General features: G+C 71.7%; 25 protein-coding genes and 3 pseudogenes. 16 read left to right on the top strand and 12 right to left on the bottom strand.

Going from position 1 to position 19460, the window contains the following annotated elements; all coding sequences use genetic code 11:
- Positions 1–37 precede the first annotated feature (37 nt).
- The 3 genes from ACWEQL_RS13185 to ACWEQL_RS13175 all read left to right on the top strand — a co-directional run bounded on the left by ACWEQL_RS13185 (position 38) and on the right by ACWEQL_RS13175 (position 2271).
- Complete coding sequence (locus ACWEQL_RS13185) at positions 38–832, top strand: bestrophin-like domain (RefSeq protein WP_452150317.1); 795 nt, start codon at positions 38–40, stop codon at positions 830–832.
- Between the two features lie 182 nt (positions 833–1014).
- Complete coding sequence (locus ACWEQL_RS13180; protein ID WP_452150316.1) at positions 1015–1542, top strand: hypothetical protein; 528 nt, start codon at positions 1015–1017, stop codon at positions 1540–1542.
- Between the two features lie 36 nt (positions 1543–1578).
- Positions 1579–2271 carry a VOC family protein gene (locus tag ACWEQL_RS13175; RefSeq protein ID WP_452150315.1) on the top strand — a complete coding sequence of 231 codons (693 nt, stop codon included), beginning with the start codon at positions 1579–1581 and terminating at the stop codon, positions 2269–2271.
- Between the two features lie 26 nt (positions 2272–2297).
- Here the strand turns inward: ACWEQL_RS13175 and ACWEQL_RS13170 are convergent.
- The 3 genes and pseudogenes from ACWEQL_RS13170 to ACWEQL_RS13160 form a co-directional block, all read right to left on the bottom strand.
- A pseudogene (locus ACWEQL_RS13170) lies at positions 2298–2909 on the bottom strand (transposase family protein); the annotation flags it as partial.
- Positions 2910–3032: 123 nt separating this feature from the next.
- Entirely contained in the window at positions 3033–3941 is a 909-nt protein-coding gene (locus ACWEQL_RS13165) for an MFS transporter (RefSeq protein ID WP_452150314.1), read from the bottom strand.
- Positions 3942–4032: 91 nt separating this feature from the next.
- Positions 4033–4236 carry a cold-shock protein gene (locus ACWEQL_RS13160; RefSeq protein WP_045694210.1) on the bottom strand — a complete coding sequence of 68 codons (204 nt, stop codon included), beginning with the start codon at positions 4234–4236 and terminating at the stop codon, positions 4033–4035.
- Between the two features lie 502 nt (positions 4237–4738).
- Here ACWEQL_RS13160 and ACWEQL_RS13155 point away from each other — a divergent pair.
- Positions 4739–4966 (top strand): hypothetical protein, encoded by a 228-nt coding sequence (locus ACWEQL_RS13155; protein WP_452150313.1) that lies wholly within the window; start codon positions 4739–4741, stop codon positions 4964–4966.
- Here the strand turns inward: ACWEQL_RS13155 and ACWEQL_RS13150 are convergent.
- The 3 genes and pseudogenes from ACWEQL_RS13150 to ACWEQL_RS13140 all read right to left on the bottom strand — a co-directional run bounded on the left by ACWEQL_RS13150 (position 4932) and on the right by ACWEQL_RS13140 (position 6489).
- Positions 4932–5093 carry a hypothetical protein gene (locus tag ACWEQL_RS13150; protein ID WP_452150334.1) on the bottom strand — a complete coding sequence of 54 codons (162 nt, stop codon included), beginning with the start codon at positions 5091–5093 and terminating at the stop codon, positions 4932–4934. The two genes, ACWEQL_RS13155 and ACWEQL_RS13150, sit on opposite strands and share 35 nt — an antisense overlap.
- Before the next feature lie 56 nt (positions 5094–5149).
- Positions 5150–5311: pseudogene (locus ACWEQL_RS13145) on the bottom strand (HNH endonuclease); the annotation flags it as partial.
- Positions 5312–5667: 356 nt separating this feature from the next.
- Positions 5668–6489: an isocitrate lyase/PEP mutase family protein gene (locus ACWEQL_RS13140; RefSeq protein ID WP_452150312.1), complete on the bottom strand. Its 822-nt coding sequence runs from the start codon at positions 6487–6489 to the stop codon at positions 5668–5670.
- Here ACWEQL_RS13140 and ACWEQL_RS13135 point away from each other — a divergent pair.
- The 4 genes and pseudogenes from ACWEQL_RS13135 to ACWEQL_RS13120 form a co-directional block, all read left to right on the top strand.
- A complete protein-coding gene (locus tag ACWEQL_RS13135) occupies positions 6488–6772 on the top strand; it encodes a hypothetical protein (RefSeq protein ID WP_452150335.1) in 285 nt (94 codons plus the stop codon). The two genes, ACWEQL_RS13140 and ACWEQL_RS13135, sit on opposite strands and share 2 nt — an antisense overlap.
- Positions 6681–7658 (top strand): DNRLRE domain-containing protein, encoded by a 978-nt coding sequence (locus tag ACWEQL_RS13130; protein WP_452150311.1) that lies wholly within the window; start codon positions 6681–6683, stop codon positions 7656–7658. Before ACWEQL_RS13135 ends, ACWEQL_RS13130 begins: the two co-directional genes overlap by 92 nt.
- The gene (locus tag ACWEQL_RS13125) at positions 7606–8175 is read left to right on the top strand and encodes a DUF4240 domain-containing protein (RefSeq protein ID WP_452150333.1); all 570 of its coding nucleotides are present in this window, start codon (positions 7606–7608) and stop codon (positions 8173–8175) included. The genes ACWEQL_RS13130 and ACWEQL_RS13125 overlap by 53 nt, the downstream gene beginning before the upstream one ends.
- A 496-nt stretch (positions 8176–8671) precedes the next feature.
- Positions 8672–8944 (top strand): annotated as a pseudogene (locus ACWEQL_RS13120) (hypothetical protein); the annotation flags it as partial.
- On the opposite strand, the gene ACWEQL_RS13115 reads toward ACWEQL_RS13120, so the two are convergent.
- Complete coding sequence (locus ACWEQL_RS13115) at positions 8887–9735, bottom strand: class II glutamine amidotransferase (RefSeq protein WP_452150310.1); 849 nt, start codon at positions 9733–9735, stop codon at positions 8887–8889. The pseudogene ACWEQL_RS13120 and the gene ACWEQL_RS13115 overlap by 58 nt on opposite strands.
- A gap of 173 nt (positions 9736–9908) precedes the next feature.
- Here ACWEQL_RS13115 and ACWEQL_RS13110 point away from each other — a divergent pair, with 173 nt between their 5' ends.
- On the top strand, positions 9909–10046 hold the full coding sequence (locus ACWEQL_RS13110) for a hypothetical protein (protein ID WP_452150309.1): 138 nt from the start codon (positions 9909–9911) through the stop codon (positions 10044–10046).
- Positions 10047–10708: 662 nt separating this feature from the next.
- On the opposite strand, the gene ACWEQL_RS13105 is transcribed toward ACWEQL_RS13110, so the two are convergent.
- On the bottom strand, positions 10709–11530 hold the full coding sequence (locus tag ACWEQL_RS13105; protein WP_452150308.1) for a sterol carrier family protein: 822 nt from the start codon (positions 11528–11530) through the stop codon (positions 10709–10711).
- Between the two features lie 108 nt (positions 11531–11638).
- Positions 11639–11917, bottom strand: coding sequence for a hypothetical protein (locus tag ACWEQL_RS13100; protein ID WP_452150307.1), 279 nt, complete (start codon positions 11915–11917; stop codon positions 11639–11641).
- A gap of 150 nt (positions 11918–12067) precedes the next feature.
- Here ACWEQL_RS13100 and ACWEQL_RS13095 point away from each other — a divergent pair, with 150 nt between their 5' ends.
- The gene (locus tag ACWEQL_RS13095) at positions 12068–12190 is read left to right on the top strand and encodes a hypothetical protein (protein ID WP_452150306.1); all 123 of its coding nucleotides are present in this window, start codon (positions 12068–12070) and stop codon (positions 12188–12190) included.
- 404 nt (positions 12191–12594) lie between these two features.
- Positions 12595–12831: a hypothetical protein gene (locus ACWEQL_RS13090; RefSeq protein ID WP_452150305.1), complete on the top strand. Its 237-nt coding sequence runs from the start codon at positions 12595–12597 to the stop codon at positions 12829–12831.
- Positions 12832–12851: 20 nt separating this feature from the next.
- Here ACWEQL_RS13090 and ACWEQL_RS13085 read toward each other — a convergent pair whose 3' ends face one another.
- The gene (locus ACWEQL_RS13085; RefSeq protein ID WP_452150304.1) at positions 12852–13163 is read right to left on the bottom strand and encodes a hypothetical protein; all 312 of its coding nucleotides are present in this window, start codon (positions 13161–13163) and stop codon (positions 12852–12854) included.
- A 237-nt stretch (positions 13164–13400) separates the two neighbouring features.
- Complete coding sequence (locus tag ACWEQL_RS13080; protein ID WP_452150303.1) at positions 13401–13571, bottom strand: hypothetical protein; 171 nt, start codon at positions 13569–13571, stop codon at positions 13401–13403.
- Between the two features lie 63 nt (positions 13572–13634).
- On the opposite strand from ACWEQL_RS13080, the gene ACWEQL_RS13075 reads away from it, so the two are divergent.
- The 5 genes from ACWEQL_RS13075 to ACWEQL_RS13055 all read left to right on the top strand — a co-directional run bounded on the left by ACWEQL_RS13075 (position 13635) and on the right by ACWEQL_RS13055 (position 17564).
- Positions 13635–14471: a helix-turn-helix domain-containing protein gene (locus ACWEQL_RS13075; RefSeq protein ID WP_452150302.1), complete on the top strand. Its 837-nt coding sequence runs from the start codon at positions 13635–13637 to the stop codon at positions 14469–14471.
- A gap of 82 nt (positions 14472–14553) precedes the next feature.
- Positions 14554–15024 carry a cupin domain-containing protein gene (locus tag ACWEQL_RS13070; protein ID WP_452150301.1) on the top strand — a complete coding sequence of 157 codons (471 nt, stop codon included), beginning with the start codon at positions 14554–14556 and terminating at the stop codon, positions 15022–15024.
- A complete protein-coding gene (locus ACWEQL_RS13065; protein ID WP_452150300.1) occupies positions 15021–15740 on the top strand; it encodes an SGNH/GDSL hydrolase family protein in 720 nt (239 codons plus the stop codon). Before ACWEQL_RS13070 ends, ACWEQL_RS13065 begins: the two co-directional genes overlap by 4 nt.
- Positions 15741–15957: 217 nt before the next feature.
- On the top strand, positions 15958–16662 hold the full coding sequence (locus ACWEQL_RS13060) for a restriction endonuclease (RefSeq protein ID WP_452150299.1): 705 nt from the start codon (positions 15958–15960) through the stop codon (positions 16660–16662).
- A gap of 68 nt (positions 16663–16730) precedes the next feature.
- Complete coding sequence (locus ACWEQL_RS13055; protein ID WP_452150298.1) at positions 16731–17564, top strand: hypothetical protein; 834 nt, start codon at positions 16731–16733, stop codon at positions 17562–17564.
- A gap of 292 nt (positions 17565–17856) precedes the next feature.
- Here the strand turns inward: ACWEQL_RS13055 and ACWEQL_RS13050 are convergent, their stop codons facing one another.
- Positions 17857–19311, bottom strand: a complete 1455-nt coding sequence (locus ACWEQL_RS13050; protein WP_452150297.1) for a Dyp-type peroxidase — start codon at positions 19309–19311, stop codon at positions 17857–17859.
- Positions 19312–19460: the final 149 nt, after the last annotated feature.

The following is a 19460-nucleotide window of genomic DNA, read 5'->3' as shown; positions in this document are numbered from 1 at the left end:
GGGACTCCCCCCGCCCTGCCCCCGAAGGTGGCCGCTCGTGATCCTCGTCATCGCCGTCGCCGTCGGCGCCCTGCTGGCGGGCCTGGCCGCGAACCGCTACCTCCGCCCACGGCTTCTCAAGGAGGACGACGACACCGGCATGGCCGTCAAGGACCTGGTCGGCCCGCTGCTGACACTCACCGTGTTGCTGCTGGCGTTCGTCCTCGCGTCGGCCAACGGTTCCTACAGCAAGGCGGAGGTCGCCTCCCGGGGTGAGGCCCGCGCCCTGGACCAGCTGGTCGAGATCGCCGAGTACGCCCCCGAGGCCCAGCGCGCACGTCTCCAGGCCTCCGAGGTCTGCTACGCCCGGGCGGTGCGCCACCAGGAATGGCCGGCCATGGCCGACGGCACCGGTTCCCCGGCGCCGAGTGTCTGGTCGACCGATCTGCGCCGGGCCTTCCGCGATCTGCAGGGCACTCCGGTCTTCGGCATGCTCATCGCCGCTGACAACAAGCGCTCCGACGAGCGGGAGGAACGCCTCACCCAGGCCACGGCCAGCGTCCCGAGCACCATCCTCTGGTTCCTGCTGGCCACCCTGGCCATCACGGTGACGGCCCTCGCCGTCTGCCTGCCCCGCCGCGACAACCGAGGCCAGCTGATCACCCTCGCCGTGATCACCGCGCTGCTCACGGCGACCCTGTGCATCATCCGCGACGTCGACCGCCCCTTCGGCGGCGTCATCGATGTCGAGCCCGCCGCGATCGCCGAGGTGGAGCGGCAGGCGACCCGCGACTTCCTGGCCAACCACCCGACCGCCCGACTGCCCTGCGACGACCTGGGCAACCGCGCCTGACCGGCGGTGATCCAGGCCCTGTCCGGCCGGGGCCGCGCGCGACGTGCACGCCGACCTGTGCGACGAAGTCGGGGTGTACGCGGCTTCGGGAGGACGCGGCGATCGGGGGATGGCTCGCGCGGGGGAGCGCGATCGTCCGGCGGACCGAGGCGGCGCCGTCGCGGTCGGACGACGCTGGAGTCATGCCGATCACGATTCCGCTGGGCGACACCGAGCGACCCGTTCCCCGCTGGGCCCTGCGACTGGCCAGGGCGCTCCCGTTCATCCTGCTGCCGCACTGCCTCTGGCGGCTGCCGTTCGCCGTCGACTTCACGATGGGGTCGATCGACCCGGACGCGCCGGCCTTCACCTGGTGGGCCGCGCCGTACGTGGTCGGCCTGAGCGTGCTCACCGAGGCGCTGGCGCTGCTCACCGCCGGACTGGTCAGCGGGTGGGGCGAGGTGTTCCCGCGCTGGGTGCCCTGCGTCGGCGGCCGGCGGGTGCCGCCGCTCGCCGCCGTCGTCCCGGCCACGCTGGGCGGCCTGGTCCTGGTCGCGCTGTTCGGCACCATGCCACTCGCCTGGTTCGGCCTGTTCGGGTTCCACGAGGTGGCGTACGGCAACGGCTGGTGGCTGGCGCTGTCCCGGGTGTGCATCGGCCCGGGCGTGCTGTGGGGACCGATCGTCCTGGCCCTCACCTACGCCTACCACCGTCGCCGACGGGTCGGCTGAGGCATGGTCGGCCCCCGGCGTGGGGATGACGGCGGGATGGAACGACCACCGAGCCGAGCGGATGTGTCCGAGGCCGTCCACGAGCACGGCTGGCGCCTCCTGCTGGGCGCCCTGCAGACGACCGTCCCGGTCGGGTCACTGGCCCAGGGGGTCGCGCTGGCCTCGGACGCCGTGGCGGTGTGCGGCGGTGACGCCGACCGGCACCTCCACGTGGAGCTGCGGCCCCGGTTGGTGCTGCTCACCCTGCGAGCGGCGGACCGCACGGCGGTTTCCGCCCGGGACGTCGAGCTCGCGTGCCGGATCGCCGCCGTCGTCCGGGGGGCCGGTCTGCGGACGGAACCCGGGACCGGGCCGCGGGCGGCGAGGTCGGTCCAGTTGCTGGAGATCGCGATCGACGCGCTCGACATCCCCGCGGTGCGGCCGTTCTGGAAGGCGGTGCTGGGCTACGCGGACGAGCCGGGCGGGGGAGGGCCGGAGGATCCGCTCGTCGATCCCTACGGCCTGGGGCCGGCGGTCTGGTTCCAGCGGATGGACCGCCCGCGCCCGCAGCGCAATCGTGTGCACCTGGACGTCTCCGTCCCGCACGACGAGGCGCCGCGGCGGGTCGGGGCCGCAATGGCGGCCGGGGGCCGCCTGGTGTCGGCGGTCCGGGCCCCCGCCTTCTGGGTGCTCGCCGACCAGGAGGGCAACGAGGCCTGCGTGTCCACCTGGCAGGGCCGGGGCGGCTGAGGCCACCGCCCGCCCGGAAGGTCGTGGGCCCGATTCAACGATCTCTGCCCGAGGCTGAGCTCCTTGCGGGGCGAGCGCCTGGTCGGCACGGCGAACGTTCCGCCGGCGCCGGTGTAGGCCATGTCGGCCAGAGCGGGGACACGGAGACGGACGCAGGTCTTCACGATGCGGTAAGTCCGGGCGGCGGTCAGGTCGTGGGTGCGGCCGGACAGGGCGCGGGAGATCCACACGAGCCTGCCCGTCGGGCCGGTGATGACCTGGTGGTTCACGCCGTGGCGGCGGTGCTTCCCGGAGTGGTCTGCGCGCCCGTCGCCGACGCGGTCGCATTCCGCGAGGGTGCCGTCGACAAGGACATACTCTGCGTCGGCCTCGCGCAGGGCCTGGGTCGGGCCGGGTGCTTCGCGAGCGAGGAGGTCGGTGACCTGGTGCACGTAGGCGTGCGCGGTGCCGACGCTGATCCGGAAGCCGGCCGCGATCTGGGCGAGGGTGTCGTGCTCGCGCAGGTAGAGCAGCGCGACCAGGGCTCGCTGTGAGGGGCGGAGCTTGCAGCGGCGGTCGCCCTTCCGGGTGACGATCAGCATGGTGACCCACTCAACGAGCGCGTGCGGCAGGTCCAGTGCGGCAGGACAGGTGACCAACGAGGCCCCCTGGTTGGTTGCTTGAGACGTGAGACATCTCGCTCAACCGCCCGGGAGCCTCGTTCGTTCTGCCCTCGTACCGGCCGCCTGGCAATCACCCGATCGGTGCTCGCCCTGAAAGGCTCACTGCGTCAGGGAGACCGCCGGCCGGCTGTCCGCACCCTCCGCCCGGCGGAGGGTGCGGACGGGGTGGGTGGCGAGGAGGGCGGTGGCGGTGAGGAGTCCGACGGCGGCGCCGGTGAGGAGGACCGCGTCGGTGCCGAAGGCGTGGGTGGCGGGGCCGGCCAGGGTGCTGCCAAGGGGGTACATGCCGACGGAGCCGGCGACCTCGTAGGCGTGGACGCGGTTCAGGACTTCGCCGGGGACGTGGGTCTGGACGGTGGTCGCCCACATGACGCCCCAGATGCCGATCCCGGCGCCGACGGCGAGTTGGGTGGCGGCGAGCAGCCAGACGGGGAGGCCGAGGACGATGCCCAGGGGGTAGAGCGGGTAGGCGAGCATGGCGGCGGCGCCGGCGCCGGCGGCGAGCGGGTGGGCGGGTTTCCGGCGGATGGCGAGCAGGCCGCCGGCCACGGTGCCGGCGCCGAGGGCGCAGTTGAGCAGGCCGAAGGCGGTGGCGCCGTGTTCGGGCACCACCACTCCGGCGGCGACGGAGAGTTGCGGGCCCCAGGAGAGGACGGCGAAGACCATCCAGATGGCGATCACGCCCCGGAGCCGGCTGCGGGCGCGGAACTCCCGCCAGCCGACGGCCAGGTTGTGCCAGAGGCTGTGTCCGGGGGGCGGGGCGGGGACCGGCCCGAGGCGGAGGGCGAGCAGACAGAGGGCGCTGGTGGCGTAGGCGGCGGCGGAGATCGCCATCACCCAGCCGGTGGCGCCGAGTCCGACCAGGGCGCCGGCCAGGGCGGGGCCGACGAGTCCGGTGAGCGCCTCCGAGGTGCGCAGTACTCCGTTGGCGCCCTGGACGTCGCGGGCGACCAGCGGCACGGTCGAGGAGGCGCCGGGCTGGAACATGGCGTTGGCGGTGCCCGCCACGGTGAGCAGGTCGCGATGCCGAGGGGCCCGCACCGGGTGTGTACGCGGTGCGGGCCCCTCGCTGCCAGGCGGGTGCCTTCAGCAGAAAAAACTACAGCGGACGAATGTTCTCGGCCTGCGGGCCCTTCTGGCCCTGCGTGACGTCGAACTCGACCTTCTGGCCCTCGAGCAGCTCACGGAAGCCGTTGGCGTTGATGTTCGAGTAGTGGGCGAAGACGTCGGGGCCGCCACCCTCCTGCTCGATGAAGCCGAAGCCCTTTTCCGAGTTGAACCACTTCACAGTGCCATTAGCCATAAAGAAATCTCCTTCAAGGGGCTGTCCGAAGCACGCACAGCGCGGGCTTCGAGTCGCCGCGATGAGCACCCGCCCGGAGAGAATCCGGGAAACAAAAATGCGCCTGCGAAACATCAGCAGGCGCACACAAAGTTCATGGGAACCACTACTGCAACTAAGTCGACTGTAGCAGTCCACGGCCCGCCGCGGTGGAACATTTCACCGCCGGTTTCGCGGCGGCCGTTCCCCGGGTCACCGTCCCCGGCCAACACGGCCGCCAACTCTCCCTGACCGAAGGCTGGTTGATAACATTCCCCACCCGTCGGTGTCGATGGACCCCGGGGGCGATGCCGGCGGACGCGGAGCGCTTGGCCCTGCTGCGACGGCCCCGCGAAGTGACGCACCACGTCCACCCGCGCCGTCCAGGAGCGCGCTGGACGGCGAACACGGCATTTCCGCCCCGCCCGGCACGAATGTCCCGGAAGGGGTTCACGCCAGCGCCTTCCCGTGGATACTGGAGGGAATGACGAAAATTTCAGCAGTCCGCCGCCACTTGCCCACCAGCCCCTTCAAGGCCCGGGCGGAGGCGCCGCGCAAGCACTTCGCTGTCGGCGACCGAGTCACCCATGACCGCTACGGTCTCGGCCGAGTCATCAGCGTCGAAGACAACAGCGACACTGCGGTGCTCGTCGACTTCGGCTCGCGACAGGAACGCATCACCCAGCCGTACACCGAGATGTTTGAACTCTGACCTGGGGCGCCCCGCTGAGACGGCGAGGAAGGTTCCCGACGCTGCGCGGGGTGGGGTCGCTCTGGTTGACGGGGCCGTTCTCGCTGTAGGCGAAGCCCTTCCACTGCTGGGGATCGGCCGTGTCGATGATCGGGTCGAGGCTGATGAAGCGGCCCGTGGAGGGGGCGTACTGGCGGGTTCCGCAGCTGGCGTCTTGTCGCCCTTGGACCTGTTGGAGGCGGCGGAGACCGCGATCAGCTGCGAGTGCGTCAGGCCGTTGGCGAAGGCGCGCCGTTTGGCGGGGGTCCAGGTGTCGGCGCCCGATCGCCAGGCCGCGGCGAGCGGTACGACGTGGTCGACGTCCAGGGCTTTACCGACTTCGGCTCGTCAGGGTGAACCGTCGCCGAAGGTCCTGGCGGAGCCGGAAGGGCCCCTTCTCCCCCTCCACGGGGTCTGCGACGAGTGCGGCACCGGGCTCCGACTGGCCCGAAGGGCTCATCAAGGTCCCGGGTGAGTGAGACTCTGTTATTTCGACAAGTGCCCCTCCGTGAGGATCACCAGGACGGGCGTGGTCGGCTCGGCGGGAAAGGGGGGCGTTGAAGTGCAGGAGGGCGCGGCGCGGATCGTCGGCGGGCGGTACCGGCTTGTCGGAGGACTCGGCGCAGGCGGGTTCGGCCAGGTGTGGCGGCGCTCCGACTGCCGCCGGCGTTCCTGACCGCGTCTCAGTGCGGGGGCCCGGCCAGGAGCAGTGCGTTGAGGGTGGCGTAGTCGAATCCGCCCTCCAGTGTGGTGGTCGTGCCCCTCTCCAGCAGTTCGCGGGTGGCCCGGCGAGCGAGCCCGTACGCTGCTTCGGCGATGGAGGAGCCCGCGCTGATGCGGGCGGCTCCCGCCTGGGCGAGTTCGGAGACCGGGAGTGTGCCGGGGCCGGTCAGGACGTTCACCGGCAGGGGCTGGGAGCCCACGAGTGTGCTGACCGTCTCGGCGTCCGGGGTGCCGAGGACGAAGATGCCGTCCGCGCCGGCTGTCGCGTAGGCGCGGGCGCGGGTCAGGGTTTCGTCCAGCCAGGCCGTGCGGGCGGCGGGTGGCAGGCGGTGGGTGTCGATGCGGGCGTTGATGAACAGCGGGATGCCGCTCTTGTCCGCGGCCTCGCGGGCGGCTGCGATCCGTTCGGCCTGTTCGGCGACGGGGCGCAGGGTGTCTTCGAGGTTGATCCCCACCGCTCCGGCGGCGATCACGCCCCGGACGGTCTCGGCCACGCCCTCGGGGTCGCTCGCGTAGCCGCGTTCGATGTCGGCGGTGACCGGTACATCGACAGCGGCCGTGATCCGGGTGATCACGTCGAGTGCCTGGTCGCGGGTCATGTGCTCGCCGTCGCCGCGGCCGAGTGACCAGGAGACCCCGGCGCTGGTGGTCGCGATCGCAACGGCACCCGCGTCGGCCACCACACGGGCGGAGGCGCCGTCCCACGCATTGGGCAGGACCAGTGGCGTGCCTGGTACGTGCAGGGAACGGAATATCTGCGCTGTCTCAAGAAGTGCTGCCATGAGCGACATTGCACCACGGGAGCCGAATGAACGATCACGGCCCGGCCCCCTGGCGGGCGTGGGCGGACAGTCCTTCGGCACCTGCCTCTCCGAACCCGGCGAGCTCACCGACGCCGAGAACGCGGTGCGCCACCTGCACGCTGCCCGGTCGCGGGCCTGCGCCCGCGCACCGCGGCAGCTGACCTTCCCCGGTGTGGGACACCGGGTACGCCTCGACGGGCACCCGGTGGAACGCGCAGCCGTCCTGGGGCTCGGGACGGGCCTACTCCTTCGAGACCTGTGACGTCGATGCCGGTGACCCGCATCAGTGCGCGAACGGTGACGGCTCGGGCTGGGCGAAGGCGGACATCACCACCCTCGCGCGTTCGTGGGTCGGCAACGGCGCGGAGATCAACGCGGTGGGTCTGAAGGCGGACAACGAGTCCGACAGCAACAGTTGGAAGCGGTTCGGCTCCTCCGAGGGCGACCACCCGCCGTTCATCTCGGTGACCTACAACAGCGTGCCGCCGACCCCGGCGGGCGTGGAGGTGCAGCCGTCGCAGCCCGGCAGCGCCACCTGCACGAACTCGGCCACCCCGCGGTTCCTGGTCCGTGCCGATGATGCGGACGGCGGCATGGTCGGCCCCAGCCCCGACGCTGCCGCTGGTCCCCGCCCGGGGTGTTGGCGGGTTTTCCCCGCGGCCGTCCGCCCCGGCTGCGGCGCCCTGCTGCCGGATCGCACCGGAGCCCTCCGCGTCCCCCTGCGCGGTGCCATCCGAACCCATGCCGTCGCCCGCCGCCTTCCCGCGCCAGGGCCGGAAACGGGGCATCACGACCGGACCCCGCCTGGCCCGGCGCTACCCTCGCCGGAGGAGATATCGTCGTTCCCGGTTTGCGGGGCTGGCGTTGCGGCGCCGGCGGCGGGCAGGGCGCGCTGTCGGTACTCGACGGCGGCTTCGGGATACCCGTTCGCCTCCAGGGCATCGGCGGCCAGCGCGCACGCGTCTGCGAGTAGGAGCCCATGCCGGCCAAGGTCGTCCACCATGGGTGCATGGCCGTTGTCCGGCGGTGTGCTGCTCCGGCACCGGTTGTGCCGCAGGCGTGGGGTTTCGAAGCGCCTGGCATACTCAGGCCGTGATGGATCTCGAGGAGTTCTGGGCCTTGATGGACGAGGCCTGCGCAGAGGTTGACGCGCTGGAACTGGACTTCGACGATCGGCGCGACGCGATCGAGCGCGCGTGCGAGGAGCGGCTCGTGAGCCGCACGCCTGCCGAGATCGTCCAGTTTTCCCTGCGCCAGTGGCAGGTGCGCGACCATGCTTACCGGTACGACCTGTGGGCGGCGGCGTTCCTCATCGAAGGCTGGTGGTCCGACGACGGGTTCATGGACTTCCGTGAGGGCCTCATCTCGCTCGGCCGGTACTGGTACGAGCGCGCGCTCGCCGATCCGGACTCTCTCGCTGACCATCCGGCGGTGCGGGACGGCGGAGACGTGCTCATCGGGAACGAGGACTTCAACCAGGTGGCCCACCGGGCCTACCAACGTCTCACCGGTGAGGCGGACGGGCTCGACGAGGCGCTGGAGGCTTCCCCGGAAGCCAGCCCGCTCAGCGCTGTTACCGAGCCCGCCGGAACTCGGTGGGACGCCGCCGACGGCGATGAGATGCGTCGCCGCCTGCCACGCCTCGCCGGAATCTTTCTGGACTGATACTCCGGTGGCGGATCCTGATCACGCTGGCGGGGCCGGTGCGGACGTGGGTGCGGCCACCGTTGATCATCGGTGTGTGAAAACAGACGATCACGCGATGGCCGCAGGTCACGGCGTAGACCCTGCCCGCTGGCAGGTGGACCGGTTGTCCGGCGCCGACCGGCGCCGCAGCCCCGCTGTGGCTCCGGAACCGGACCTACCATGACAACAGAGTGCAACGAGCCGTAACAGATTGTGGCGGTTGAAGCCGGAGCGTCGCGACCGACTTGTCCGGTTCCCTATGGCCTGGCCGAATCGCGCCTGGCCGAGGTCGAACTCCCGCCTGGGCGCCGCCGTGGTTGCTGTTCGCCGCGGTCCTGAGGCCTCGCCAGCACAGGTGCGGGTGGGTGCGGTGCTGGTCCACGATGGCGAGGTGTGCCCGATCCGGCGCCGGCGGGAGGCCGGCCCCCGGCACTCGCTGCCCAGCGGCCTGATCGAGTAGGCCGAGGAGCCGGAGGCCGCGCTGCGCCGGGAGCTACTCGAGGAGCTCGGCCTCGATCTGGCGGTGCTGCGCTTCGTCCAGGACCAGGAGACCGAGCGGCCGGGCGAGAGGGGAGCCGTTCCGGCGCCGGCACCCGGTCTTCACCGCCCACCTGCAGGACGACCCCGGCCAGGCGCCGGTGGTGTGGCTGCCGGTGGCCGACGCTCCCGAGCCCCCGCTCACCGGGCTGCTCACCGCAGCGGCCTCAGCTCGTGCATCACGTCCCGGCCCTCCTGGATGACGCCGTAGCAGGACTCCGGCACCGCGTTCCACGCCCCCGGCAGGTCGCCGAGCGGCTCCGACACCACCAGGCGGGTTCCGGGCGCGAGCGCCTGGAGCTCGGGCCGGTCCGGGTACAGCCGGCGCAGCGACTCCACCTCGGTGCTGTAGTAGAGCGAGCGGGACCGGCGCTCGCTGGAGTAGCGGAACGCCCAGATCCGGATGCCGTCGGAGACCGCGACCGTCATCTGGAGCGGGTCCGGTACGCCGTGGCGCTCGGCCACCTGCTCCACCAGGCCCATCATCCCGGCGACGCCGCGCGGCGGGTCGCCCTCCAGGCCCATGGTCAGGGCCAGGTGGAACATCACCTCGGAGTCGGTGGACCCGGCGATCGAACCGTAGTAGGCGGGGTCCACCGCCAGTACGAGATCGCGTTTGAGCTCCGAAAAGCCGTTGATCAGCCCGTTGTGCATCCACAGCCACCGCCCGTACCGGAACGGGTGGCAGTTGGTCTGCTGGACGCCGGTGCCGGTGGAGGCCCGGATGTGCGCGAAGAAGAGCGGGGAGCGGATGCGTCCGGCCAGTTCGCGCAGGTTGACGTCGCTCCACGCCGGGCCGACCCCGCGGAACAGCGCCGGCTCGCCGACGGTCGGACGCCCCTCGGCGTCGCCCTCGTACCAGCCGACCCCGAAGCCGTCGCCGTTGGTCGTCTCGACGCCGAGGCGCGCGTGGCGGCTCTGGTCGATCAGCGAGTTGGCGGGCTTGTACAGCACCTCGTCCAGCGGGATCGGCGATCCCGAGTAGGCCAGCCACCTGCACATCGACCTCACCACCTGAACGCCTGCGCCCGCGGGCGGGGCGCTCACGGCCCTTCCACGGTAAGCCCGGTTCCCGGCCCCCACCCGGCGGACGCCCTGTACCGCCGCATTCATCGAGCCCGCCACTTCACCTGAGGGCACCTCGGGCGCAGATCCTCACCACGCACAACCTGGCGGTGCTCGCCGGGCCGGTCGGCGTCGTCCCGGCCGGCGGGTGGGAGGCGGCCGCGCTCGGCGCGTACGGCACGGTGCGCCGACTGGTCGCGCTGGCGGAGCGGCAGCCGTGGCCGCTCGTCGCCGGTACCACGGTGTAGGCGAGCTCGGCGGCGGGCCAGGCCGAGGTCCTCCGGTGATCGTTCCTTCGGGCGACCCGGCAGCCGGTCGCTCAGCTCAACCACTTCGAGATCGGGATGAACGGCAGGGGCTTGAGCCAGCAGATAGCCGGCCGCTCCGGAAGGACGATGATGCTTCGCCGGACCACGGCGGCCGCCGCAATCGCGCTCGTCGCTCTGATGACCCGAAGGAGCAGGACCGGCGGGAGAGGAAGCGGGAGGCCGAGGCCCGGGTACGGCTGGAGGCGGCCTGCGCGGCCGACGCCGCGCTGTGTGTGGTCCGGACGCGACAGCTCGGCGTGACAGGCCCCGAACGCAATACGGGAGCAACAAAGGGGTGCAACGCGAGACTCCGCGTTGCCCCCTGAACTGGGCCTTCACCTCACCCGGCCAGCGGCCGGACCGCGTTGCAGCGGGTGCCTTGCACCGCCCGGGCCGGCGGTTGGTTAACACACCGCCTAACGACTCCCTCCCCGCCAGGTGCCGGGGGCATCTGCCGCCCCCCGACCGCCGACTGCAACGCGGAGTGCGGCTCAGGGGTGCAACGCGATCGCGTTGCACCCCATCCGCAATCTTGTGGGCTCAGCGCGCCCTGGGCGGCACCCGGCCCGCCGAGGCGGCCACCGCCATCCGCTCCAGGACGTTCATCCGAGCACCGGCAGATACGCCGCCAGGCCGCTGCGCTCCCCGCTCGCCGAGACCGTCGCGGCTTCGACGGCCGAGGCCCAGTCAGTTCGGCCGGTCGCCAGGCGGATCCAGGTCAGCGGATCGGTCTCCACCACGTTCGGCGGTGTCCCCCGGGTGTGCCTCGGCCCCGGTACGGCCTGCACCACGGCGTACGGCGGGATCCGCAACTCCACCGAGCTGCCCGGCACCTGCGCCGCGAAGGCGTCGGCCAGCAGGCGCACCACCGCGGCCACCGCCTGCCGCTCGTGCGGCAGGTCCAGCCCGAGCGCAGCCGCCAGGTCGTCGCCGTGCACGACGGTCTCCACCAGCCGGGTCACCAGGAAGTCGCTCACCGGCATTGGGCCGAACCGCATGGCGAACAGCCGCTTCGGATCGTCGAGTTCGGGCCGCTCCAGGGTGGCCAGCAGCGCGTCGGCCGCCCGGTCGAAGGCGCTCGCCACCTCCTGCGAGGTACCGGCGAACGCGCCCTCGGCATGCTCGCGCGCCACCGCGTCGACGGTGGCGCTCAACCGCCGCGTCCCGTCGGCCCACTCCACCAGGCTCACCGGCCGGCCCTCCGGCACCGGCTGGTCCAGGTGTTGCGGCAGCCACTCCAGCACGATCGCGAGGTGCGCCACCAACTCCCGTACCGTCCAGTCCCCCAGCCGGGTCGGCCCGGCGAGCGCCCGCTCCGCACCGGGCGCCGCGCACAGCGCGCGCACCGCGTCGCGCAGAAGCCCGGTCTGCCCGGCCAGCGCTGCCCGGACCTCGGCGGGATCGTACGTTCGCGGCTCGGCCATGACGGCAGCGTATCCGCCCTTCCCGGCCGACGGGACCGTTCGAGCCACAACGCCGTGGGGCGGTCCGTGCCCGGATATGGACCGCCCCAGGAACAAGCACACCGGAGGTCAGGCCAGCGGGCCCTCGACCACGCCGTGGTGCGCCTCGGCCGGCTCGGCCAGCGGGACGGTGAACCGGCCCCGGACGTCCAGGGTGTCGCCGTCCACCACGCCGATCCGCGCGGCCGGCAGGCCGCGGGCGCCGCGCATCTCGGCGAACCGGACCTCCTCGCTGCGCGGTGGCCCGGTGGCCCGCTTCGCGGCGCCACCGGCCAGGTCGAAGTTCGGGGCGCTGAGGATCCGGCGGGTATCCGGCTTGGGTGTGGCCGGGGCAGGCGCGGGCACCACCAGTGCACCGTGCGGCTGGCCGGCTCTTGGCCGGAGCGTTTCGGGTCGTTGTCGCGGGCCTTGACGCGGAACGCTGCGGAGGCCGGCCCCGACCGGTTGGAGTGCCCGCACTGCGAAAGCGACCGGGAGGATCAGGAGCGGGGTCCGCTGGTGCTGCCCGCCCCGATCAGGCGGGAGCTGATGGCTGCCCGCCTCTCGGCCCTCGCTGACCTCTGGTGGAAAGACCGGGTGCGGCACGCCGAGCTCTACCCGGTGAAGGACCGCACCCCGTGAGCGCTGCCCCTCCGGGCTGTCGTGGGGGTTGTTGCGGCCCTGTCCCGTGGGGTGCCGTCGCGCCCTGTGACCTGCGCGGGTACCTGCGATCCCCTGTGTGGCCCGGGCGCGACAGTTCGGCGGGACAGGCCCCGGACAGAGGGGGGTTGCCCCGGGGCGGAGGACCGCGGAGATCGGCCCGGGGCCCAAGTAGTATGTGGCCCACGGTCGAAGGGGGCGCGTTCATGGGGGGCAACGCGATGGAGTCCGCGGGTTTCGGGTGTGCGGCGTGTTGTGCTGAGGACGCGGTGGTGGCGCGGGCGCACCACCGGAGCCCGACCGGGGTCCGGGTCGAGGGGATGATTCGGGACGACTCGCATTTCATCGTCTCCGTCCAGCGCTGCAGCCCCTGTTCGCAGGCCTTCGTGAGTGTCTTCACCGAGTACGTCGACTGGGCTGCCTCGAGGGACGCGCAGTACCGGACCGTGCTGCCGATCACGGACGCCGAGGCGGACGACCTGATGGCGGGGCGGTTGAGCCCCCACCAGGTCGGGGCCCTCGGACACGGCCGCCGCCATCTGCAGAGCGACTGGCCGAGCGAGGCCGACGAGCCGTCCGTGTACTGGGACAGCGGCGTCTTCGAGGTGCGCGAGGGGTACTGACCCCGACGGCCCCGTGCCGGCTACGCGACCGCAGGCTCCGCGGACTCGCCGACGTGCTTGAGCCGGCTGCGGGCGGCGACCCGGTCCTCACCGGACAGCTCCGCCCAACGCGCGTCCGCCCACACCGCGTGGGCAGCCTGCCGCTCGGCCTCCGCCAGCCGGGCCGACTCGGCCAGCTGCTCCTCGGCGAGTCCCTCCCGAGCCGCCTCCAGATCACCGCTGAAGGACGGTAGCGCGGCCAGGAACGCGCGACGCTCGGCCTGAAGGGTCATCAGCGCCCGCTGCGCCTCGATCAGACGGCCGGGGTACTCGAAGGTCTTCTGCTTGCCCACGGCAGGGAATCGTACGCGCGACCGGATCCGTCCCGGCCTCGCCCCGCCGACACCTGGATGGTCACCTCGGAAGGCGTCCCAGATGCCTTGGAGACCGCTGCGCCGCTGGCCCCGGCTACCTTGGAGGGGGGTAGAAGTCGCAGGTCAAAGCATTGGTGGCGGTGTCTCCGGATACCTTGATGCCCTGCCCGAGGCCCGGTCCGGGCGGGGCATCAAGGTCAAGGTGAGGGTGGTCGGTCAGGGCTGTAGCTGGGTCCAGCCGCACGGGCGCCGGCCTTCGGCGTCGAGCGGGTGCCACACCGCGGCGGCCGGTCCGTGCTGGACCAGGTCCTCGAGGCGGGCGGCGCCGGCCGGGACGGCGGCGAGCAGGTCGGCGACAGCCGGGTTCTCCTCGGCCACCAGCAGCAAACGGCGGTGATCAGTCCTTGGATTGTGATCTTTCCGGGCCGGGCGGCTCGTACACTGGCGAGAATGGAGGACCATACGGCCACCGGGATCGGTGCACGTCCGGCGCCCGTCTTGCGGCAGTACGTCGACTCGTATGTCGGCTTCGACCTCCGCGGACTCCCGACGGGGGTGCACTGCGGCCCGCCGGGCCGCGCGCTCACCGCGGTGATCAGCCTGTCAGATCCTTTGGAGGTGGCGGCGGGCGTTGACGACGGGTCACCGGTCACCCGATTCGACAGCGTGGCCGGCGGTCTGATGTGCCGGTCCGTCGCGATTCACCACGACGGACGCCAGCAAGGTGTCCAGATATCGCTGACACCGCTCGGAGCCCGGGCCATCTACGGCATGCCGCCCGCCGAACTCGCCCACCGACTGGTCCCACTTGACGAGCTTCTCGGAGCGCTTGCCGTCGAGCTGGTCGACCGGCTCCGATCGGCGACGACATGGGCGGCACGGTTCACCGCGCTGGACGAGTTGCTCATCCGAGCTGTCGGCCGTGGCGCCTGCGGCGACCATGTCCGCTGGGCGCGCCCCGAGGTGGCCGAGGCGTGGCGCCGCCTCGTCGCCGCGCGGGGTTGCCTCCAGGTCGGTGCGGTCGCCGCGGAACTCGGCTGGAGCCGCCGGTACCTCACCGAGCGGTTTCGCGGTGAGGTGGGTCTGTCCCCGAAGACCTTCGCCCGAGTCCTGCGCTTCGAGTACGCGCACGAACTGGCCGCGGCGCAGGACCCGCTCCCGTGGAGCGATGTGGCAACCGTCTCCGGCTACGCCGACCAGGCCCATCTCGTTCGGGACTGGCGCGAGTTCACGGGCCGATCGCCGACGGCCTGGCGTCGCAGCGAAGTCCTCCTGGGAGCCGGGTAGCCGCTGACCGTCCGCCCTTCGCGTCGGCTTCTCCTCCCTTTTCTTCAAGACCGCCCGATCACCGTCGTGGACGATCGTCGGCATGAGACTCGTCAACCACGAACGCAATGCCATGGACCTGCGGACCACCCCCGTGCACCTCGGCCTGGGATCGAGAGCGAAACCCGTCGAGGGCTTCGCCTGGGACCCGGAGGTACTCCAGGCCTACAGCGCCGCAGTCGCGGCAGACGGCGCCGAGGGCCGGATGGTGATGATCTTCGACGCCGACGGGCCCGGCGACCATTGGGAGAGCCACCCCGCAGGCGACGAACTGGTCGTTTGCCTCAGCGGGTCCGTGACGGTCACCCGCGATGTGGACGGGGCGCCCGACCGCGTTCTGCTCGGGCCGGGCGAGGCCACCATCAACCCGGCCGGGGTATGGCACGTGGTCGACACGGAGGGGCCGACGTCCATCCTGGCCATCACCGCGACCCTCGGCACCGACCACCGTCCTCGGACCGACACCCGCCCCACCGAACGCGTCGGCACGCCAAGCCCCCAGGAAGCGCCGTGACGACACGCATCGCATGCCTCGGCGACAGCCTCACCCGCGCGCAGTTCAGCGTCGACTACCTGGATCTTCTCGCACGACGCCACCCTCCCGGTGACGTGCAGCCTGCCCGTTTCGGCGCCAACGGCGACTTCGCCTACAACCTCTTGCAGCGCCTCGATGCCGTCGTCACGAACCCACCCGACGTGATCACCGTGCTGATCGGGACCAACGACGCCCGAGCAAGCCTTGCCGGCTACCCCCTCGAGCAGGCCATGAAGCGCAAACGGCTCCCCGATCGCCCGTCGGCCGACTGGTTCCAACAGTGCCTGGGAGCTGTTGTCGCACGGCTGCGAGCGGAGACCGACGCGACGATCGGCCTGCTGTCACTACCAGTACTCGGCCAACAACTCGACGGAGCGGCAGCACAGGCATCGCAGGCGTACAGCCGGATGATCGCCGAGGTCGCCACCACCAACGAGGTGGCCTACCTTCCGCTCCACGAACGCCAGATCGAGGAACTGCGCCAAGCAGACCCACCGCCGATTCCGTACCGGGAGGCGACGCCCGCAGCAGTCGTCGGCGTCCTCGCCCAGCACGCAGTGCTGCGCCGCAGCCTCGACACGATCTCGCGGCGGCGAGGTCTCGTGCTCACGACCGACCACATCCACCAGAACAGCCGCGGCGCCACCCTTATCGCCGAGGCCATCGACGCCGGTCTGCTGACCCGGAGCGCGTAGCCGGTTCCGGCGCCCTGCCAGTCGGATGCCATCTACCGCGCGGAGGTGGCATCCGATCCAGGCGGTCAACGCCTACGGCATCCGGCTCGGGAGGCGGAGGCGGTCTTCGTCACGCCCAATCCGCGATTCCTGACACCCGCCCGCCGGGGTCGGCACCGCCGACCCCGGCACACCACGAAGGATCGACGGAGCAGAACGGCCTACTGCCGCCCCCGCTATGCTTGCCGCCGTCTGGCCGATGCTCGCCGCCGCTGCGGTCCTGGCCGCCGCAGCGGCCACATACCGGTCGGGGCAGGCCACTGTGAGGCGGCGGGCACAGACGGAGCGGGCGTCGCGCCTGCGGCTGACGCTTGCGACGATCGACGCGATGACGGACCGGCAGTTCGAGTTCGCCGCCCGCGACCTGCTCCTGCGCGACGGGTGCACCTCGGCCCGGCAGGTCGGCCGCCAGGGCGATCAGGCCGCCGACGTCATCGCCCACCACCCCGTGCACGGCCGGATCGTCGTCCAGTGCAAGCACACCAGGGTCGCCGGCAAAGTCGGTGCCCAGGTCATGTACCAGGTCAAAGGGACCGCAGGCCCGGTCCACCACGCGGACATCGCCGTCGTCGTCACCAACGGCGGCCTCACCCGCGATGCCGCTGCCTGGGGCGACACGCACGGCATCCACTGGATCGACCGCGACCGTCTGCGCCGCTGGGCCGAGGACGGCGCCACGCTCGCAGACCTGCTGGGATCCCTCCCTCGCCGCCGCCACTCCATGGCAGAGGGTGCGCCCATACGGAAGGAGAAGGAGGTGGGATCAGGTGGTTGGGCCGGCTTCCGGCGGGGACCAGACGCCCGCCAGCTCGGCACCGCTGCCGCGGTCGGCACTGCGGACAACCGAAACCCGGGCGCTCTTCCGGCGGGCGGGGCAGGTTGAAGAGTTACGGGGATACGTACGGACTCCTGTACTGGCGGATGGACGGGCCCGATCCGGAGCGTTGGCCGGTGGTGGTCCGCAGGTACGGCGGCGAGGAGAAGTTGACCGAACATCCCCCCGGGATGGCGGAGTTCCTGGTCCGCCTCCTCCAGGAAGCGGGCTTTCTGCCGGTGGAAGAGCGCGACGTGTTCGGCGCCCCCCGTTCCACGTTCGTCCACCGGAGGGAGGAGGAGCGGCTGAACGCCGAGGGCATCGACCCTTGGGAGTGCCTGGACGACCTGTACGAGGAGTTGGACGACCCCGACAACGACATCGCCGTGGAGCTCATCAGCCCGAGCGGGGAGACCACCGCCTACCGGCGCGGCGAGGTCCCGGCCGACGTCGCGGTGAACCTGGCACGGTTGCGGGAGCTTCCGCCGTTGACGGACCAGGGCGGACTCCTGCCGGTTGCCGGGCTTCCGGCGCCGGTGGCGGAGGTCCCGGCCCTGGCGTTCCTCGGCCTCGGATTCCGTGACGGGACGCTGGAGATCACGGCGTCGATCGCCCCGGGGACCCCGGGCTCCGGGCCGCTGCACCTGTCCGCGCCGCTGCGGGTGTCCGTGCGGACCTCGGGACCGCAGGGGCAGGAGGGGCAGGTCGCGACCGTGGAGCCGTCACCCGCGGCGGACCGCATCGAGGTCACGGGGGAGCGCCCGTACACCTTCTCGATGAAGGTGCTGGTCTCCGGGCCGCTCTGGGAGAGCGGTCGGCTGCTGTCGGACCTGGCGACGGGTGCCGGCGGGGCCTCGGTGGTGTTGGGTCTCACCGACGAGGGTGTCGGTGCCTTCCGGATGGCCGTCGGTGTCACTGTGGCCCTGGGCTCGGAGAACACCCTCTGTGCCTCCTGGCCCCCGCAGGTGTGATCGTCCGGGGTGTGGACGCCGCTGAACCGGCCGACCGGTCAGCGGGTATGGCGTGCAGGTGGCGGGTGGCCCGACTCGACGGGTCGAGGCACCCGCCGTCCGATGTGGTCCGCCCCCTCGCGGGCCAGTTTCGAACTGGCCTTCGCGGAGGTCATGGGTGTCCCGCCGGATCCGGGGCGGCGGGGATTCTGCCGGTTCGGGGGCAGGCGGTTCATGGAGATCGGGTAGTCGCGGGCTGCGACGGGCCCTCCCGCTCGGCAGCGCATCTTCGGGGCGGGAGGGCCGGTCGGAGTCAGCGGGGCAGGGGCTGGTTGGCCGCGATCAGTTTCAGGGTGCTCATGGACAGGGTGAGTCCGTAGAGAGCGCCGGTGGTCTTCACGAAACGCGCCATGGTGAGCGTGCCCTTGTTGGAGGTGCCCTGGTGCTCGATGGCGAGGTTGATCTTGCCGCCGGGGCTGATCACCGCGTCCACGCCGGTCGGCGCTGTCGGGTCGCCGCCGACGAAGCGCTCGCTGTTGGACCAGTGCTGCTGGACGAGCTCGAACTGCTCTTCCAGGGAGGTGCCGTAACAGGCGAAGATCAGTCCACGGTCGGCGGTCTCGGTCGCGCCGGAGAACACCGGCCCGTACGGGATGCCGCGGCGCATGAGGCGATTGGACCTGCCGACGAACGACCTGGGGTGGGTCTTGCGGATGTGCGAGGCACACGGGGTGTCCTTGCCCATCGGGTCGTTCGCGTAGTCGAAATCGTTGCGGTCCTTGCCCAGACCGCGGGCCTCGTCGTCCGGACGGGCGAGCGGCTCACCGCTCTTGAACCGGCCGACCAGGCAGGCTCCCATCAGGTTGGGGTCCTCGATGGGCGGCGTCATGTTCTTGGCGGAGTCCACCACCGCCCGGTTCCATTTCCCGACGTCCTGGTGCAGGCGGCGGATGACGTGCAGTGACCCGTTGTGCATCCACCGCGGCGCCTGGCGGCCTGTGCTGCCGGGCTCGGCGGGGTGGCCGAAGACGAACTCGCCGGCGGCGATCAGCTCGGTGCCCGGGTGACCGAGCCGGAAGCCCGGACGGTTCGGGTCCTCCAGGTGGAAGTCCCGCACGCCGGGCTGGGAGATGCCGTCCTTGTACCCGAAGTGCTCGTGGCCCCGCAGTGCGCCGGGCAGGGTCTGCCCCAGGTCCTCGTACACCAGGGCGACGTCATTGGCCTGCCCGAGGATCTTGAGCCGCTCCACCCATTCCCGCATCCGGTCCAATGAGTCGGAGGCGATCAGCGCGATGGCGTGCACCGGTGCGGACGGCGCGCCGAAGAGCCAGCTGTCGGGCGCGCTGTCGCCGGTGTCACCCATGGCCTGCGCGCGGCCGTCCGCGCCCTGACGCAGGGAGGCGAACGGGGCGAGGTCGGAGTCGATCTGGTCCGGTTCGGCGGCGACCAGCTTCAGGCCCGGACAGGTCAGCGACATACCGACCCAGGTGGCGGTGAAGCCGGGGTCCATGTCGAAGGCCTTGCGGGACACGGAGAACTGCTCGTTGAAATCCTCGACCTCCTTGGTGACAGAGATGCAGGTGAGCATCCCCGCGATCCAGGCCCGCCCGCGCTTGGCGTCCGGGAAGCGGACGTGCAGGTAGGTGAGGTGGTCCTTGTTGAAGGCCGCCAGGACATTGCCCTGGATCTCTTCGGAGTCGCGAAGCGGCGGCCTGGGCAGCTGCTCGACAGCGGCCGTGACGGCGGTGAGGGTGGGCGTTGTGGTCATGGATCGAGCTCCTGGTCGTCGGCGTCGTCGGCCTGCGCAAACCGTTCGCAATCAAACCGACACGTTCAGTAGCTTCATTCGCCTGCCCGCGCGCCGCAACCGGAGATCGGCCGGCATGCGGCGGCGTGCCGGTGGGCAGCCGACCGTGT

It is taken from the genome of Kitasatospora sp. NPDC004240 (genome assembly GCF_053603215.1).
The sequence above is the reverse complement of the archived record's forward strand: the minus strand, read 5'-3'. Positions and strand labels throughout refer to the sequence as shown.